The organism is Bradyrhizobium sp. 179 (assembly GCF_023073535.1).
In the GTDB taxonomy this organism is placed as follows: Bacteria; Pseudomonadota; Alphaproteobacteria; order Rhizobiales; family Xanthobacteraceae; genus Bradyrhizobium.
Map to the genome: position 1 here is coordinate 113,852 of NZ_JADPJR010000160.1, position 17,573 is coordinate 131,424.

The 17,573-nt window shown below is 66.5% G+C and carries 12 protein-coding genes; 6 read left to right on the top strand and 6 right to left on the bottom strand.

Annotated elements, in window-relative coordinates:
* Positions 1–60: 60 nt before the first annotated feature.
* Positions 61–1,722 (bottom strand): cisplatin damage response ATP-dependent DNA ligase, encoded by a 1,662-nt coding sequence (locus IVB12_RS37075; RefSeq protein ID WP_247307831.1) that lies wholly within the window; start codon positions 1,720–1,722, stop codon positions 61–63.
* Positions 1,719–2,756: a ligase-associated DNA damage response exonuclease gene (locus tag IVB12_RS37080; protein ID WP_247308157.1), complete on the bottom strand. Its 1,038-nt coding sequence runs from the start codon at positions 2,754–2,756 to the stop codon at positions 1,719–1,721. The genes IVB12_RS37075 and IVB12_RS37080 overlap by 4 nt, the downstream gene beginning before the upstream one ends.
* A 197-nt stretch (positions 2,757–2,953) precedes the next feature.
* On the opposite strand from IVB12_RS37080, the gene IVB12_RS37085 reads away from it, so the two are divergent.
* From IVB12_RS37085 to pdeM, 4 genes are all read left to right on the top strand, one after another.
* Positions 2,954–3,880: a methyltransferase domain-containing protein gene (locus IVB12_RS37085; protein WP_247307834.1), complete on the top strand. Its 927-nt coding sequence runs from the start codon at positions 2,954–2,956 to the stop codon at positions 3,878–3,880.
* Positions 3,881–3,994: 114 nt separating this feature from the next.
* A complete protein-coding gene (locus tag IVB12_RS37090; protein WP_247307835.1) occupies positions 3,995–5,224 on the top strand; it encodes an ABC transporter substrate-binding protein in 1,230 nt (409 codons plus the stop codon).
* Between the two features lie 406 nt (positions 5,225–5,630).
* The gene (locus IVB12_RS37095) at positions 5,631–8,216 is read left to right on the top strand and encodes a ligase-associated DNA damage response DEXH box helicase (RefSeq protein WP_247308160.1); all 2,586 of its coding nucleotides are present in this window, start codon (positions 5,631–5,633) and stop codon (positions 8,214–8,216) included.
* Positions 8,217–8,269: 53 nt separating this feature from the next.
* Positions 8,270–8,941, top strand: a complete 672-nt coding sequence (gene pdeM, locus IVB12_RS37100) for a ligase-associated DNA damage response endonuclease PdeM (protein ID WP_247307838.1) — start codon at positions 8,270–8,272, stop codon at positions 8,939–8,941.
* Here pdeM and IVB12_RS37105 read toward each other — a convergent pair.
* Positions 8,938–9,801, bottom strand: a complete 864-nt coding sequence (locus IVB12_RS37105) for a LysR substrate-binding domain-containing protein (protein WP_247307839.1) — start codon at positions 9,799–9,801, stop codon at positions 8,938–8,940. The genes pdeM and IVB12_RS37105 overlap by 4 nt on opposite strands.
* Before the next feature lie 95 nt (positions 9,802–9,896).
* Between IVB12_RS37105 and IVB12_RS37110 the strand changes: the two genes are divergently transcribed.
* Both IVB12_RS37110 and IVB12_RS37115 read left to right on the top strand, forming a co-directional pair.
* Complete coding sequence (locus tag IVB12_RS37110) at positions 9,897–10,808, top strand: DMT family transporter (protein ID WP_247307842.1); 912 nt, start codon at positions 9,897–9,899, stop codon at positions 10,806–10,808.
* 13 nt (positions 10,809–10,821) lie between these two features.
* Positions 10,822–11,595, top strand: coding sequence for an MBL fold metallo-hydrolase (locus IVB12_RS37115; RefSeq protein WP_247307845.1), 774 nt, complete (start codon positions 10,822–10,824; stop codon positions 11,593–11,595).
* A gap of 188 nt (positions 11,596–11,783) precedes the next feature.
* Here the strand turns inward: IVB12_RS37115 and IVB12_RS37120 are convergent, their stop codons facing one another.
* The 3 genes from IVB12_RS37120 to IVB12_RS37130 all read right to left on the bottom strand — a co-directional run bounded on the left by IVB12_RS37120 (position 11,784) and on the right by IVB12_RS37130 (position 17,236).
* Positions 11,784–12,554: a TIGR02186 family protein gene (locus IVB12_RS37120; RefSeq protein WP_247307848.1), complete on the bottom strand. Its 771-nt coding sequence runs from the start codon at positions 12,552–12,554 to the stop codon at positions 11,784–11,786.
* The gene (locus tag IVB12_RS37125) at positions 12,551–13,468 is read right to left on the bottom strand and encodes a sulfite exporter TauE/SafE family protein (protein ID WP_247307851.1); all 918 of its coding nucleotides are present in this window, start codon (positions 13,466–13,468) and stop codon (positions 12,551–12,553) included. Before IVB12_RS37125 ends, IVB12_RS37120 begins: the two co-directional genes overlap by 4 nt.
* 372 nt (positions 13,469–13,840) lie before the next feature.
* Positions 13,841–17,236: a tetratricopeptide repeat protein gene (locus tag IVB12_RS37130; RefSeq protein WP_247307855.1), complete on the bottom strand. Its 3,396-nt coding sequence runs from the start codon at positions 17,234–17,236 to the stop codon at positions 13,841–13,843.
* Between the last annotated feature and the right edge of the window lie 337 nt (positions 17,237–17,573).

Genomic DNA, 17,573 nt, shown 5'->3' on the forward strand with positions numbered 1-17,573 from the left:
AAGCGGGAGAGGGAGCGCACCTCTGCCTCGGCGAGAAACGAGCCTCGATTCAGCGCGCTTTCACGCCTCGATCTCCGCCGCCTCCGCCTTCAGCATCCTTTCCAACGTTTCCAGCCGGTCGGCCTCGCGCGGCGGCTTGTCCCAGCGCAAGCGGCTGATGCGGGGAAAGCGCATGGCGACGCCGGATTTGTGCCGCGGCGAGCGCTGGAGCCCTTCGAAAGCGACCTCCAGCACCAGCCCCTTGTCCGGCTCGTGCACGACATGGCGAACGGGGCCGAATTTTTCGGTGGTGTTGCGGCGGACGAAGCGGTCGATCTGCAACAGCTCCTCGTCGGTGAAGCCGAAATAGGCTTTCCCGACCGGCACCAGCTCGTCGCCGCCATCGCCTGCGGTCCAGACGCCAAACGTGTAGTCGGAATAATAGGACGAGCGCTTGCCATGACCGCGCTGCGCATACATCAGCACGGCGTCGATGATGTGCGGGTCGCGCTTCCACTTCCACCATTGTCCCTTCGGCCGCCCCGGCATATAGGGCGCATCGCGCCGCTTCAGCATCACGCCTTCGACCGCGTCCGCATCTTCGCCCGCGCCGGCGCTGGCAGGATCGGCGCGCGCAGCGGTCAGCGCCTCCCAGCTTGCGAACGGAATGGTGGGCGACAGGTCGATGCGGGGATCGTCAAGCTTTGCGATGAAGCTCTCCAGCCGCTCACGCCGTTCCGCGAACGGCAGCTCGCGCAGATCGTTCTCGTCGTCGCCCAACAAATCGTAGGCACGCAAGTGGATCGGAAATTCTTTGATCAACTTCGGCGAGACCACCTTGCGGTTCAGCCGCTGTTGCAGGACGTTGAAACTCTGCACGCGGCCCTCACGCAGGATCAGCAGCTCGCCGTCGATGGCGCCGGGCAAGCGCAGCGCCGGCACGAGGTCGGGAAAACTTCCCGTAATGTCCTCGCCGGTGCGCGAGTAGAGGCGCGCCGTGATGTCGCCGCGATCATCGCGCCCTGCCACCGCCTGCACGCGGATGCCGTCCCATTTCCATTCGGCGATGTAATCGGCGGGATCGAGTGCGGCGAAATCCGTGTCCTCGATCGCATGCGCCAACATCACGGGCCGAAACGGCGCCGGATCGCGATTGACCGGCTTTTCGGCGCGCCCCTCGAGCCACGCGAAGAGGTCGAGATACGGCGGGGCGAGCACCGGCCAGATCAGCTCGATCTCGTGCGGATCCTTGTCACCGAGCGCCGCTACCGCGGTCTTGGCAAGACGCGCGGAGATGCCGATGCGAAGCCCACCGGTGACGAGCTTCAGCAGTGCCCAGCGGCCGGTCTCATCGAGCTCGTCAAGCCAGCGTTCGAGTTGCCTTGGCAGCTCGGTCTTGCCGAGCGTGCGCAGTGTGGTGACGACTTCGGTGAGGCTCGGCGGGGGTGGGTTGTTGTGGGCGGCGAGCGCGGCCTTCGGCCACATCAGCGCCACCGTCTCGGAGAGATCGCCGACGTAATCGTAGCTCAACCCGAACAGCACCTCATCCGTGCGCGAGGCAATCAAATCGCGGATCAGGGCCGGCTTGGCGTGCTTGAAGCTCAGCGCGCCGGTCAGCGCGGCCAGCGCGTAGCCGCGGTCGGGATCGCCGACCTCGCGAAAATAGCCGGTGATCAGCCGCAGCTTGTTGTTGCGGCCGGGCTCGTAGGCGAGACGGTCCAGAAGCTCGGCGAAGCGGTTCATGCCTCCGCCTCGCCTTCAATTGGCGTCTCGCTCTCCTCCTCGTCGCCATAGCCGACGAGATCAAGCGGCCGCGCCTTCAGGCCCTTGCTTTGGCACCAATGCACCAGCGCGTCTTCCTGGCCGTGGGTGACCCAGATCTCGCCGGCACCTGTCGCACCGATCGTGGAGGTGAGGCCATCCCAGTCGGCATGGTCGGAGATCACCAGCGGCAGCTCGACGCCGCGCTGCCGCGCTCGGGCGCGCACGCGCATCCACCCGGAGGCGAAGGCGGTGAGGGGATCGGGGAAGCGCCGTGTCCAGAGATCGGACGTTGCCGACGGCGGTGCCAGCGTGATGGTGCCGGCGAGCGCCGCTTTCTTCACGCCTTTCGCGGGCCTGAGCTCGCCGAGTTCGATGCCGCGGCTCTGATAGTAATGCGTGATCGTCTCCATCGCGCCATGTAGGTAGATCGGCGCGTCGTAGCCGGCTTGGCGCAAGAGCGCGATCACGCGCTGGGCCTTGCCGAGCGAATAGGCGCCGACGAGATGCGCGCGCTCCGGAAACAGTGCGACGGAGGCGAGCAGCTTCTTCACCTCGTCGGCGGCGTCGCCATGACGGAATACCGGCAGCCCGAAGGTCGCCTCAGTAATGAAAACGTCGCAGGGCACGAGCTCGAACGGCGGGCAGGTCGGATCGGGTGCGTCCTTGTAATCGCCGGAGGCGACGATGCAGGTGTCTTTGCAGGTCACCGCGATCTGCGCCGAGCCCAAGACGTGTCCGGCCGGGTGAAATTTGACGGTGACGTCGCCGAGCCGGATCTCCTCGCCATAGCGGATCGCTTGCGTCGAGCCTGCAAATTGATCGCCATAGCGCAGCCGCATCATGTCGAGCGTTTCCTGCGTCGCCAGCACCGCGCCATGGCCGGCGCGGGCATGATCGGAATGGCCGTGGGTGATCACCGCCCGCTCAACCGGGCGCACGGGGTCGATATGGAAGCCGCCGGGCTTGCAGCACAGGCCGGCAGCAACTGGCAGCAGGATGTCTTGCGGGCGCATGGAGACGATATAGGAGGCAGGCGCCCCGAATTCATCTGTCATGCGCGGGCTTGCCGTCTCCGCAAGGCTTCGCCGGCCCGGCGGCGTAAAAGCCCGCCGAAGCCAATGAGCGGAGGCTTGACCCGCGCATCCATCCACTTAAACAGTCTTTTTTTGATGGATTGCCGGGTCCGCCGGCAATGACGAGCCGAGTTCCTATGCCCCTGCGCTTGTTCCTGACCTCCGGCGATCTCATGGCCGACCGCCGCTTCGAGTTCGCGCGCGACCTCCAACTCAAGGGCGATCTGGCCGCGGCCGCGGACCTGCTGGAGCAGGCGATCGAGCTCGCGCCGAACTTCACCTCGGCCTGGTTCACCCTCGGTGAAATCCGTCAGCAGCTCGGCGAGCGCGACAAGGCCATCGCGGCGTTTCGTGAAGCGCTCAGGTCCGATCCCGCGGATCAGCACGGCGCCGGCCTGCATCTGATGCGGCTCGGTGACGCCGAGATGGCGGAGATGCCGAAGGCCTATGTGCAGGCCCTGTTCGATCAATATGCGCCGCGCTTCGAGCACACGCTGATCAACGATCTCGGCTATCGCGCCCCGAGCCTGATCTTCAAGGCGGTGCTGGCCTCACGCGCGGCCGCCAAGAAGCCCGCTTTCTTCAAGCGCACCATCGATCTCGGCTGCGGCACCGGGCTCGCGGCCGCCGCCTTCGCCAAGCAGGTCGATCATTTCGTCGGCATCGATCTGTCGGCCGGCATGATCAAGCAGGCGCGCGCCACCAATCTCTATGCCGAGCTCGAAGTCGCCGACATGATCGAAGGCCTGCGCGGCAAGAGTGATGCGAGCGCGAACCTCGTCGTCGCCGCCGATGCCTTCGTCTATCTCTCTGATCTTGCGCCGGTGCTCACCGAGGCAAAACGCGTGCTCGCAGCCGGCGGCGTGTTGGCCTTCACGCTGGAGACGCATGACGGCAGCGGCATCGTGCTCGGCGAAGGCCTGCGCTATGCCCATTCCGCGGAATATGTGCGCGGCGCCATCGCGAAAGCCGGGCTCAAGCTGCTGACACTGGAGCCGGCCTCGCCGCGCAACGAGAACAACGAGCCGGTGCGCGGCCTCGTTGTCGTTGCCGAGAAAACTTGAGTCTAGGCGCTAATCGCCGGGCGATTTGAGCGTCATTGCGTCGCAAAGCTGCGACTTCCCACTTGCGAGCCGCGCGGCGGTGCCAGCACAATGCGCGCACAGGGAGAAACAAACATGACCAAGAATCCATCGCGGCGCGACTTCAGCGCCGCCGCGCTCGCCACAATCGCCGCATCCACTTTGCCTGCGCCCTATGTCTGGGCCGCGGAGAAGAAATACGATGCGGGCGCCAGCGATACCGAGATCAAGATCGGGCAGACCGTGCCGCATTCCGGCCCCGGCTCGCTCTACGGCGTGCTCGGCCGTATTGGCGAGGCTTATTTCCAGATGCTGAACGAGAAAGGCGGCATCAACGGGCGCAAGATCAAGTTCCTCACCATGGACGATGCCTACAGCGCGCCGAAATGCGTCGAGGCGACGCGGCGCCTGGTCGAGCAGGAGGAGGTGCTGGCGCTCTACGGCTCGCTCGGCACCGCGCCGCAGACCGCCGTGCACAAATACCTGAACTCCAAGGGCGTGCCGCAGCTCCTGCTCAACACCGGCGCGTCGAAATGGAATAACCCGAAAGAGTTCAAATGGACCATGGCGGGCCTGCCGCTCTATCCGACCGAGGCGCGCATCCTGGCCCGGCACGTCGTCAGCGTGAAGCCGAACGCCAAGATCGGCATCCTCTACCAGAACGACGATTTCGGCCGCGACTTCCTGGGTCCCTTCAAGAAGGTGCTGACTGACGCCGGCGGCACCGCGCAGGTGATCATGGAGCAGACCTACGATCTCACCGAGCCGACTGTCGATTCCCAGCTCATCAACCTGTCGAAGTCGGGCGCCGATGTCTTCTACAACATCTCCACTGGCAAGGCGTCGTCGCAGTCGATTCGGAAAGTAGCCGAGCTCGGCTGGAAGCCGCTGCAACTGCTGTCGGCCGGCTCGACCGGCCGCTCCATCCTCAGCGCCGCGGGCCTCGAGAACGCCGCCGGCATCGTCGCCATCCGCTACAACAAGGAGGTCGGTCTGCCGAAATGGGAGAAGGACCCCGACGTGATGGCGTTCGAGGAGCTGCGCAAGAAATACACGCCGGCGATCGATCCCGACAACACCATTGCCTTCGCCGGCTACGGCCAGGCGGTGACCATGGGCGAGATCCTGCGCCGCTGCGGCGACGAGCTCACACGCGCCAACGTGCTGAAGCAGGCATCAAACCTCAACGGTTTCCACTCGCCCTATTTCCTCGACGGCGTCACCTACAGTTACACGCCCGAGAATTACACGCCAATGAAGACGCTGTTCATCTCGACGTTCACCGGCAAGGACTGGGACATCTCCGACAAGCCGATGTCGGAGTAGGTCTGTTTTCTTCCCTTCTCCCCTTGTGGGAGAAGGTGGCGCGAAGCGCCGGATGAGGGGTCCTCTCCGCGTTCTCGAGAGAGAATGACGTGCTGAGAGAAACCCCTCACCCGTCTCGCCGCTAGCGCGGCGATCCACCCTCTCCCACAAGGGGCTACCGTATTCACACATCTCTGTCGGAGCCATTCGCCGATTAAGCCCAAAAAGTGAGTCATCCGAGTCACTTGTCTCGATTCTGCAGCGCGTGAGCGTCCAAAACCTGGCTTTTGCTAACTCATTGAAGATGATTCCATTTTCGAGATGTGTGAATCTGGTAGCCCACAAGGGGAGAGGGGACAGCGGTGTCCCGCCATTGGCAGCACTGCACCCCTCGACGAACCCGCGCGCACGGCTTACCTCTTATGCCGTGCCGCCCCGCATCCTCAAATCCCCGGCCGAGCCGCCTGCGCTGCTGCCGGACCGCTTCAACGCGTGGTTCGCAGCCCGCGGCTGGTCGCCGCGCGCCCATCAATTGGCGCTCTTGGAGAAGGCACGCGAGGACCGCTCGGCGCTGCTGATCGCGCCGACCGGTGCCGGCAAGACGCTGGCGGGATTTCTGCCGACGCTGGTGGAGTTGTCTTCTGATGCAGCTCGGCGGGAGGCTAGCGCGAAGAAGAGCCTCGTCTCCACCGGACGCAGCCTGCAGCGCAGCGGCGGTCTCCACACGCTCTACATCTCGCCGCTGAAAGCGCTCGCCGTCGACATCGCGCGCAATCTGGAGCGGCCGATCGCCGAGATGGCGCTGCCGATCAAAGTCGAGACCCGCACCGGCGACACGCCGGTGTCGCGCCGGCAGCGGCAGCGGCGCTACCCGCCTGACGTTCTGCTGACCACGCCCGAGCAGCTTGCGCTGTTGCTGTCCTCCGACGACGCGCCATTCCTGTTCTCCTCCTTGAATCGCATCGTGCTCGACGAGCTGCATGCGCTGGTGACGTCGAAGCGTGGCGATTTGCTCTCACTCGGGCTGGCGCGGCTATGGCGGCTGGCGCCGCAGCTGCGTGCGATCGGCCTGTCGGCGACTGTCGCCGAACCGGAGCAGCTCGCGCGCTTCCTGGTGCCGCAGCCCGAAGGCAGGGAAGCTGCCGCCGACATCGTCGTCGCCGGTGGCGCCGCGCCGCCTTTGGTCGAGATGCTGGATACGCGCGAGCGATTGCCCTGGGCCGGTCACAGCGCGCGGCACGCGCTCCCTGAGATCTACGAGCTGATCAAGGCGAACAAGACCACGCTGGTTTTCGTCAACACCCGCAGCCAGGCCGAGATGCTGTTCCAGAATCTCTGGAGCATGAACGATGACGGCCTCGCCATCGCCCTGCATCACGGCTCGCTGGACGTCGCCCAGCGCCGCAAGGTCGAGGACGCGATGTCGACGGGCAGGCTGCGTGGCGTGGTCTGCACCTCCTCGCTCGACCTCGGCGTCGACTGGGGCGACGTCGATCTCGTCGTTAATATCGGCGCTCCCAAGGGATCCTCGCGCCTGATGCAGCGCATCGGCCGCGCCAACCACCGCCTCGACGAAGCCTCGCGCGCGGTGCTGGTGCCCGCCAACCGCTTCGAGGTGCTGGAGTGCCGCGTCGCGATCGATGCCATTGCGGAGAATGCGCAGGACACGCCGCCGCTGCGCACTGGCGCGCTCGATGTGCTCGCCCAGCACGTGCTCGGCTGCGCCTGCGCCGAACCGTTCTTCAGCGACGAGCTCTACGGCGAGGTTCGCACCGCCGCGCCCTACGCAAACCTGTCGCGGCAGGATTTCGACGACGTGGTCGATTTCCTCGCTTCCGGCGGCTATGCGCTGAAGACCTATGAGCGCTTCGCCCGTATCAAGCAGGACAAGGAAGGGCGCTGGCGCGTCGCCAACCCAAAAGTGCGGCAGAGCTACCGCATGAATGTCGGCACTATCGTCGAGGACGACATGCTGAAGGTGCGGCTGGTGCGCTCGCGCGGCGGTCAAGGAACAGCAGGCGGCTCGACAGGGGTGATCGCGCGCGGCGGCAGGCTGCTTGGCGAGATTGAGGAAGCCTTCATCGAGGGCTTGAGCCCCGGCGACACCTTCGTGTTCAGCGGCGAGGTGGTGCGCTACGAGACCCTGGTCGAGGACCAGGTTTATGTCTCGCGCGCGCATGACAAGGATCCGAAGGTGCCGTCCTATATGGGCGGCAAATTCCCGCTCTCGACCTATCTCGCCGAGCGCGTGCGCCGGCTGCTCGATGACGGGCGCGCATGGGCTGGCTTGCCCGAGCAGGTGCGCGATTGGCTGTCGCTGCAAAAGGATGTCTCCCGCGTGCCCGCGGTGCGCGAGCTCCTGGTCGAGAGCTTTCCACGCGCCAACAAGCATTATCTCGTCTGTTATCCGTTCGAGGGCCGTCTCGCGCACCAGACCCTCGGCATGCTGCTGACGCGTCGTCTCGAACGCGCCCGCGCCCGGCCGCTCGGCTTCGTTGCCAACGAATATGCGATCGCGGTCTGGGCGCTTGGCGACATGTCGTTCATGATCCGGGACGGCCGGATCGATCTCGATGCCCTGTTCGACCCCGACATGCTCGGCGACGATCTCGAAGCCTGGCTGGCCGAATCGGCGCTCATGAAGCGCACCTTCCGCAATTGCGCGATCATCTCCGGCCTGATCGCGCGACGCCATACCGGCGAAGAGAAAAGCCGCCGCCAGGTGCTGTTCTCCACCGATCTGGTCTACGACGTGCTGCGCAAGCACCAGGCCGATCACGTGCTCTTGCGCGCCGCCCGCGCCGATGCCGCCACCGGCCTGCTCGACCTGCGCCGTCTCAGCGACATGCTGATGCGTATTCAGGGCCGGATCACGCTTCGGGAACTCGACCGCGTTTCTCCGCTCGCCGTCCCCGTGATGCTGGAAATCGGCCGCGAGTCAGTTTATGGCGAAGCTGGCGACGAGCTGTTGGCCGAAGCCGCCGACGAGCTGGTCAAAGAGGCGATGGGATAAGAGCAGGTTCGGACGTGACGGCAGGCGCGCAGGTTTCAGGAGATGTCGAGGACATGCGCGTTTCGAAGGTTACCATCAGCGGTGTGACGTTCGCGGCCGACCTCGCCGGTGCATTGTTCTGGGAGGAGCAGCGCCTGCTCGTCGTCTCCGACCTGCATCTGGAAAAAGGCTCCAGCTTCGCCACCCGCGGCGTGCTGCTGCCGCCCTACGACACGCTGGCGACGCTCAGCCGCCTTGCTGCTGTCATGTCCCGCCATGATCCACGCATTGTCATCGCGCTCGGCGACAGTTTTCACGACCGCACCGCGCATGAGCGTTTGTCGCCGGAAGATCGCGAAGCTGTCGCCGCACTCCAGACCGGCCGCGACTGGATCTGGATCTCGGGCAATCACGATCCCATGCTGCCGCGTGATCTCGGCGGCACCGTCGCCGACGAAGTCGCGATTGGCCCGATCGCCTTCCGCCACGAGCCGACCGGCGCAAGCGGCGAGATTGCCGGCCATCTGCATCCGAAGGCCCGCGTCTCCACCCGCGGCCGCTCGATGGAGCGCCGCTGCTTTGCCAGCGACGGGATGCGCGCCGTGATGCCGGCCTTCGGCGCCTATACCGGCGGCCTCAGCATTCGCGATGCCGCCTTCGCAAAGGTCTTTCCGACCAACGGCTTTGTCGCCCATCTGCTCGGCGACCGCCGCGTCCACGCGATCGCCGCGTCGCGGTGTTATTAGGCCGCCTTCGCCTGCACATCATCGCAGAACTCGGCGAGCCGATCGGCCAGCCGCAGCGTCGCGGGGCTGGCGCCGGGCGCGGCCATCAATGCCACCTCCGTGCGGTTGATCGGCGCAAAGCCGTCCTTGGCGGTCAGCACGCGGTGGTCGGACTGGATGGCCATCTCCGACAGGATGCTCAGCCCCATGCCGGCGGCGACCGCGGCCTGGATGCCGGCGAGACTGGATGACGTGTAGGCGGTGTGCCAGGCGCGGCCCGCGCTTTCCAGCGCGTGGATGGCGCCGGCGCGATAGATGCAGCCGAGCGGAAACCCGATCAGCGGCACCGAGGGCACGTTGACGTCGACCGGATGGCTCTTGCTGGTGACCCAGTGCACCCGCTCGGGCCACACCGCGATGGCGTCCTTGGCGCCGGCCTCGCGCTTGTACAGCGCAAGATCGAGTTCGCCGCGTTCGAGATCGCGGGCCAGATGCTTGCTCTGGTCGGCGCGCACGTCGAGCCGCAGGCGCGGATGCGAGCGTGAGAACGCACCCAGCAGTTTCGCCAGTCGGTACGCCGCGAAATCCTCGGGAATGCCGAGCCGGATCGCGCCTTCGCCCTCGGGCTGGCGCAGCACGTCGCGCGCCTCCTCGGCCAGCGAGAGCAGCCGCCGCGCGTAGGACAGCAGCCGCTCGCCGGCCTCCGTGGGGCGGACATCTTTGCCGTCGCGGTGCAGCAGCACCTGGCCGACGTCCTCCTCCAGCCGCTTGATCTGCTGGCTCACGGTCGACTGCGTGCGGTGAACGCGCTCGCCGGCGCGGGTGAAGCCGCCGGCCTCGACCACCGAGACGAAGCTGCGCAGCAGCTCGAGATCGAGCATGCCGGCCTCCATTCGAAAATCCACTGAATTGAAGTTAATCATTTAATTTCCAAATGGCAAGCTGCGTTCTTAGATCGAGGGCTCAGGAGAATGTCATGTCGCTCGCCCCATCGATCGCCGTCCCCCGCAGCCGTTTCAATCCGCTGCCGCTCTATATCGGCCTGTTCTGCCTGCTCTGGAGCTACGCCTTCGTCGCCGGCAAGATCGGCGTCACCTATTGCCCGCCGCTGATCCTGCTCGCCGCGCGCTTCTCGCTCGCCGGCGTTCTGATCCTGGGCGCGACCTGGATCCGCGGCGACGGCTGGTCGCTGTCCTGGCGCGACGCCGCGATCTTCGCCGTGCTCGGCATCGCCAACAACGCGCTCTATCTCGGCCTCGGCTATACCGGCCTGCAATCGGTCTCCGCCGGCCTCGGCGGGCTGATCGTCTCGGCCAATCCGGTGTTCACGGCTGCGCTCGCCGCGCTGCTGCTCGACGAAGGCATGACCTGGCGCAAGGCGGCGGGCCTGCTGCTCGGCATCATCGGCGTCACCTTCATCGTCTGGCATCGTTTGTCGGTCGGCACCGACAGCCTGCACGGCATCCTGTTCACGCTGGCCTCACTGGCCTCGATCGTCGCCGGCACCATTCTGTTCAAGCTGCTGGCGCCGAAGGGCTCGTTGTGGATCGGCAACGGCATCCAGAATCTCGCCGCCGGCATCGTGCTGGCGCCGGTCGCGCTCACCTTCGCCGACGTTCACGCGATCGTGGTCACCCCGAGCCTGATCGGGGCCTTTGCCTTCCTCGTGCTCGGCGGCTCGATCCTCGCCTACCTGCTCTGGTTTCATCTCCTGAAAGTGTGTGGCGCCACCGCCGCCAGCGCCTATCATTTCCTGATGCCGCCACTGGGCATGCTGTTCGCGTTCCTCGTGCTCGGCGAGCATGTCGAGGCCCGCGATTTGCTCGGGATCATTCCAGTCGCGCTCGGCATCTATCTGGTGACGCGTCCTGCAAAGCCCGTCTCGTAAACAGGAGTTCATCATGCCCGTTTCCATCACCCTGATCGGCGGCCCCACCGCGCTGATCGAGATCGACGGCTTTCGCCTGCTCACCGATCCCACCTTCGATGCGCCCGGTGCCTATCAACTGCCGCATGTGAAGCTGGAGAAGACGATCGGACCTGCCGTCAGGCCTGACGCAATCGGTCCGATCGACGCCGTGTTGCTCAGCCACGACCAACACTCCGACAATCTCGACAATTCCGGCCGTGAATATCTCTTCAAGGTCAAGCGCGTGCTGACGACCGAAGCCGGCGCAAAGCGCCTCGGCGGCCATGTCGAGGGCCTTGCGCCCTGGAGCGCCGCGCATCTCAGGGACGGCGACGGCAATGCGCTGACCATCACCGCAACGCCCGCGCGCCATGGCCCGGCCGGCATCGAGCCCCTGTCCGGCGACGTCATCGGATTCGTGGTGTCGTCGAGCCGGAAGGACACACGTCCGGTCTATATCAGCGGCGACACCACCTGGTTCGACGGCGTCGCCGAAGTCGCGCGCCGCTTCAAATGCGGTGTGGTGCTGCCCTTCGCAGGCGCGGCGCAAACGCGCGGACCGTTCCATCTCACCATGGACACCAACGACACCATCGAGACCGCGCGTGCCTTTCCCGAGGCAACGATCGTGCCGCTGCACACCGAAGGCTGGGCGCATTTCCGCCAGGGCAGCGAGGATCTGCGCAAGACCTTCGACGTGCTCGGCTTCGGGACGCGCTTGCGCCTGCTGGAGCCAGGCGTGCCGACGGTGATCGAGGCGCCGTAGTCTCAAACTGTCATGCCCCGCCACCGGGTCTCGCCTCCGGCGAGCCCGATGACAGGCTCCGGCGGGGCATCCAGTACGCCGCAGCAGTTGTCGTGAGAGCGAGACACCTAACGCCGGTCTCTGGAATACTGGATCGCCGGTCAAGCCGGGCGATGACGAGCGGCGAGAGCGGCGCGCCCAACTGCCCCTCAATCCTTCCGAAACACGATCGACGCCATCCAGCCCGTCATCAGCGCCATCGCTGCGGTGGCGAGGCCATAGAGAAGCCCATGTTGTCGCGCGCTGGTGGCGACGAACTGCTCGAAGCCGACCTTGATGATCTCGAACGCGGTCTCGGTTTTGCCAATGAACGCACCGTTCGCAAACAGCTTGATCTCCACCTCATAGGTGCCGATCGGTACCTCCGCCGGCAGCGGAATGCCGGTGCGGAACAGCGTCGGCGTCAGGAATGTCACCGCGCTCGCATCCTCGCGATAGAGCCCGTCCTGGGTGCGCAGGCGGATGAAGGCGGAGCGGAACGCATCGTTCGGCACCACGTCGGCATAGTCGCCGCTGACCCGCTGGGTCAGCAGCACGTTGTTGAGCCCGATCTGCTGCCGCCGCGCGATTTCGGGCGAGGTGATCACATCGAAGGGGCGGTTGGCGAACAGCGCCAGATAGCTCGGCACCTCCAGGAATTGCCGGTAGTCGGTGTTGATCCAGATGCCGAAGGTGCGCTCCTTGCGCCGCGTCACCATGTCGGCGCGCGGGCCCAGCACGGTGACGACGAGATCGTAACTCGTGCGATCGGCCGGGGTCGTCGCATCCTTTTCGACCGAGCCGAACAGCACCAGCTCCTCGCCTGAATAATTCGGCGTCACGGTGACGCGGTGGTTGGAGACCGACACGATCAGCCGCTCGGCGCGCGCGCCGCCGACGAGCAGCAGGACGAGAAGCAGTGCGACAATCGCGCGCGTCATCCGCTCACTCCCAGCTCACGGATGGTGAAGAGGTCCGCAGGTTGGATCACCAGCTCGATCGCGAAGCGGATGCCGACCGAGAGGATCAAAAGGCCGAGCAGCAGCCGCAGCTGCTCGCCGCGGATCTTCTGGCCGGCGCGGGCGCCGAACTGCGCGCCGGTGACGCCGCCGACCATCAGGATCAGCGCCAGCACGGCGTCGACGAGGTGATTGGTCACCGCGTGCAGCATGGTCGCGAACAGCATCGTGACCAGCGTGAGGACCATCGAGGTGCCGATCACGGTCGAGGTCGGCACCCGCAACAGATAGATCATGATCGGCACCAGGATGAAGCCGCCGCCGATGCCCATGATGGCGCCGATGAAGCCGATCATGATGCCGACGACCACGACGGGAATCACCGAGAGGTAGATCTTCGAGCGCTTGAACCGCATCTTCAGCGGCAGGCCGTGGATCCAGTTGTGCGTCCGGCGTGGCGGCACCGCGCCGCGTCGGGTCCGCATCAGGGCGCGCAGGCCCTCGGAGAACATCAGGCTGCCGACGGTGCTGAGCAGCACGACGTAAGAGAGCGCGATCATCAAGTCGAGCTGGCCGAGCGCACGGAGCTGGGTGAAGGTCCACACGCCGAGCGCCGTGCCGGTCACGCCGCCGCAGAGCAGGACGCTCGCAAGTGCCGGATCAATCGCGCGCCGCCGCCAATAGGACAGTGCGCCGGAAAAGGAGGAGGCCGCGATGTGGCTCGCGACGGAGGCGACCGCGACCGCCGGCGTGATGCCGATGAAGATCAGCAGCGGCGTCATCAGGAAGCCGCCGCCGATCCCGAACATGCCGGACACGAAGCCGACCGCGGCGCCCATCGCGAGCACCAGGAAGACGTTGACCGGAAGATCGGCGATCGGAAGGTAGAGCTGCATTGAACCACGCGCCGGGCGGGACGGATCGATTGCCGCGGAATGCTCGAGGGAAGGTCGGAAACGATTGCCGCGCCCCTCCATAGCGGAATTCGCCGGCGTGCGGGACCGGGAATTTCGCGCGTGGTGAATGGGCATGACGAGAGCGTGGTGATATCCGCGATCGTCGCCATAATGGAGATGCGCTCCCTCCCCCGCCCGCGGGGGAGGGTTGGGGAGAGGGTGTCTCCGCAGTGGGACTCCCCCAGAGGAGAAAACCCTCACCCGGCGCTCGGGGTCGATGCTTCGCATCGCCCGGGAGCGCCGACCTCTCCCGCAAGCGGGAGAGGTGCACCGAGCTCGTGGCTCGCTTGGTCTGATCAAATGCTGCGCGGCTTAATGCGCCGCCGACGCCGACTTCCTGGTCGCGACCGGCTTCGGCGCCGGCTTGGCGCTCGCCTGCGGCGCGCTGTCCCAGCCGCCGGCGGGCGTCGCGACATTGACGGCATCGTCGGGCTGCGGTTCGGCGCTGAAGGTCTGGATTGCGAGCTTGGCGGCGGCGAGCGATTGCGGGTCGAGACGTTTGGCGACGTCATCGCGCTTGCCGGCCGCATCGGCATCGCCCTGGGCGGCGGCCAGGCTGAACCATTTGTAGGATTCGGCGAGGTTCTGTTCGACGCCGATGCCGCGTGCATAGAGAATGCCGAGGTTGAACTGGCTGTCGGCAACGCCGCGGTCGGCCGCTTTGCGGAACCACAGCGCCGCGCTCTTGTAATTGGCGCCACGTCCGCCGCCATCGGCATCGAGCACCGCGAGATTGTGCATCGCCTTGGCGTTGCCGCGCTCGGCGGCCTGGGTGTAGTAGCGGCGGGCAATATCGGCGTCCTTCTTCACGCCAAGGCCCTTCTCGTAGAGCGTGCCGAGACGGAAGGTCGCGGGCACCACGCCGGCCTGCGCCGCGCGGTCGTACCATTTGGCGGCTTCGTCGTAGTTCGCAGCGACACTCTTTCCTTCCGCAAAGCGCACGCCGATCTCGTAGGCCGCGGTCGCATCGCCCTTCATCGCGGCGGTGCGCAGGCCCGGGCCGCCGATGCCGTCGGGCAGCTTCTCGCTCGGCGGCACCTGGATGAGGCCGAGCTTGCCCCGGCTCGTGCCCGACAGCGCGCCGGTGACGTCGCTGGAGACAGGCGGGGCCGCGGCAGGCGCCGGCGGAATATCGACCGAGGCCGAGCTGCCCGGGTTGGCGGCGGGAGCCGGCGCGGCATTGTTCTGGGATTGTCGTCCGATCGGCGTCGGCGAGGTCATCGAGGGTGTGACCTGCTCGGGCGTCGCGGGCTTGGTCTCGACCGAGGGCGGCGGGGCCAGCGGTGTGGGCTGGCTCGACGAATTCTCCATCGTTTGCGGCGCCGGCGGCGCGCTGCCGCCTTCGAGCAGGCCCATCGCCATCTTGAAGGTGCCGAGCACGATCACGACCACGCTCGCGCCGACCAGCAGCGAGCGGATCTTCGACGTGATGGTCGAACCGCCGTCCTTGCCCTTGTCCTTGGAGCGATCGGCCCCCGCCTTGGCGGCGCGGCCGGTCTTTTCCGGCTGCGCGGCGGCGGCCTGGGCGGCGCGGCGCGCCGCGGCGATGAAGCTGGACGATGACACCGGCTCTTTCGGAGCGGTGGGAATTCCGCTGATTGCGCTCTCGGAGGCGGCGATGCGCTCCGACGGCGTGGCGACGCGTCCACCCGGCCGTGTGCCCGGCTCGAGCGGATGATCCGGCGGCAATTCCGGCGCGAGTGCAGCGCGCGCGGGCGCGGTGTGCGGCTCCAGGATTTCGCTGATCGCACGCGGCGGAACGGGCGGTGCCGACGGCACCGGCGGCGCGGCATGGAATTCGCGCGGCGCGGCGGCGAAGGCGGCCTGCGCCTGCGCGGCGGCCGGGTTCGGCAGCTCCGGCTTCAGATCGTATTTCGGCTGCTGCTGCGGCGGCCGCGGCTCGCGCGCCACTGGCGCGGGCTCCATCGGGGCGACCACCATCGGAGCGGCCATGGGCATCAGCGGTGCCGGCGCGGTGCGCACGGCGCGCAGATCGCCCTCGATCATGGAGAGGCGATCGACGACATGGCCGAGCGTGTTGTGAACGGCTTCGAGCGAATCCTGTGTATTCCGGTTGGTCTCGGCCTGGCTGAAGCGGATGTCGGAGAGCTCGCGCTTGACGAGATCGACCACGCCCGAATCGGGCGGCGGCGGCGAATTGCGGCTCTCGGCCAGCGCGGAATAGGTCGCCTGCTGCCGCTCCAGGTGCCGCAGGATGTCGTGCAGCCCATCCTCGACGCGGCTCAGATTGCCGCTGCGTGGATCGGAAGCGGCCTCGATCCGCTCCAGCAGATAGGAGACTCGCTGCTCGAGATGGGCGAAGGTCGAGGCCGAATCGTTGCCGACATGCATGCGATCGAAGCGGTCCGACAGCGCGCGGATCGCAGCTTCCAGATGCTCGGTGCTCTCGGACGGCTGGGGCCGCTCGCGGGTTTCCAGCGCCGCCGTGAGCGCCGCGATGCGCTGCTCCAGCACCGCAAAGCTGTCACTCGGGCCGGTGGCGCGGGTGATCTGGTCGACCTTGGACGACAGCAGCTGCACGTCTTCGGACAAACGCGCCAGCGCTTCGTTGGAGGCCACGTTGGAGACGATGCTGCGCAGCGCCGAGATCGCGTCTTCGAGCTGGCGCACTGTCGAGGGATCGTCATTGGCGCGCAGGATCAGATCGAGCTTGGCGCCGAGATTGCGGATCGCCTCGTCATAGCCGGTGAGTTGCTCGGCCGGCGTCAGCGTGCGCAGCACCTGCTTGATGTCGGACAGCGCGCGCTCGATGCCTGATAGGACCTGGCCGTCGGTGCCGTTGGAGCGGGTCTCGTCGATGCGACGGTGCAGCGAGCGGATCTCGTTCTCGATCGATTCGATCGCGCGCCGCGGCATCGCCTCGGTGATGGCGTGACGGATCTCGGCAAGCTCGCTGCGGAAGGCGGTGATCGCCTGCTCGGTATTGTCGGGGCGCTGGAGCGACTCGATCTGGCTCGTGATCTTGAGCAGATGGCGCTCGAGCGAGGAGAAATCCGGCCCCGACGGTTGCGGCGGCGGCGCGTAGGCGGGGGCGGGTGGCGCCGCCATCGGCGCGATCGGCGGCGCGGCGCGCGGCGGCATTGGCCGCGGTGCAAAGCCATCGAGCTCGCTCTGCCGCGCCGTGATCTCGGCGACCGCGACGTCGAACGACGCCGGGCTCAGGGGAGGCGAGCTGCGATAGACCTGGGCTGCCGCGCGCTCGACCGCATCGGCATGGCGCTGGCGCGTCTCGACCGGTGACGGTGGCGGCCGCTGGGTCTGAGGCTGCTGCTGCGGCTTCGAGATTTGCGACAGCCGTGCATCGAGCCGCGAGATCGCATCATTGAGCTGGCGCGCGACGCCCTGCTCGCGCGAGATGTCCTGCCGCGAAGGGTCCTGGCGCGAAGGGTCCTGGCGCTGGGCGGGTTTTGAAATCCGTTCGATCTGCTGGGTGATCGCGTCGAGCCGCTGGTGGATGTCGGCGACTTCGCGGCTTTCCTGGCTCGGTCCGTGCGGCTGGCTCGGTCCTTGCGGAATGTGCTGCGAACGCTGCTCGTAAGGTGCGCGAAAGTTCGGCGCGGCAGTCTCGCCGAGCGTGGAGTTCAGCCAATCGTTGAGTGACATGCCGGCTCTGCGCGCAGCAGCTTCGGCCCGCTCCCGGACGGATGGATCGATGCCGTCAACACTCCACGATACGCGCGAATTCATGACTCTGTCCGGTTCCGACTCCGGCGCCCCACCCGGCGCCTCCAGCCTTCCCTCGCGTGCCGGTTGCAAACACAACCGAATTTGGCGCGGGTCGTCTGCCTCGAAAACCGACTTTTTCCTGTTACGGTAAATAACGGGTTAAGGAACGCTGGCCTGATGTCCTAAAGTTGGGCGGAGGAGCTCAGCCACGAACGAGGTGCGCTCCCTCCCCCGCTTGCGGGGGAGGGCTGGGGAGAGGGTGCTTCAACAACGAAGACTCCCCAAGAAGAGAAAGCCCTCACCCGGCGCTACGCGCCGACCTCTCCCGCAAGCGGGAGAGGTGACCGGCACTGCCTAT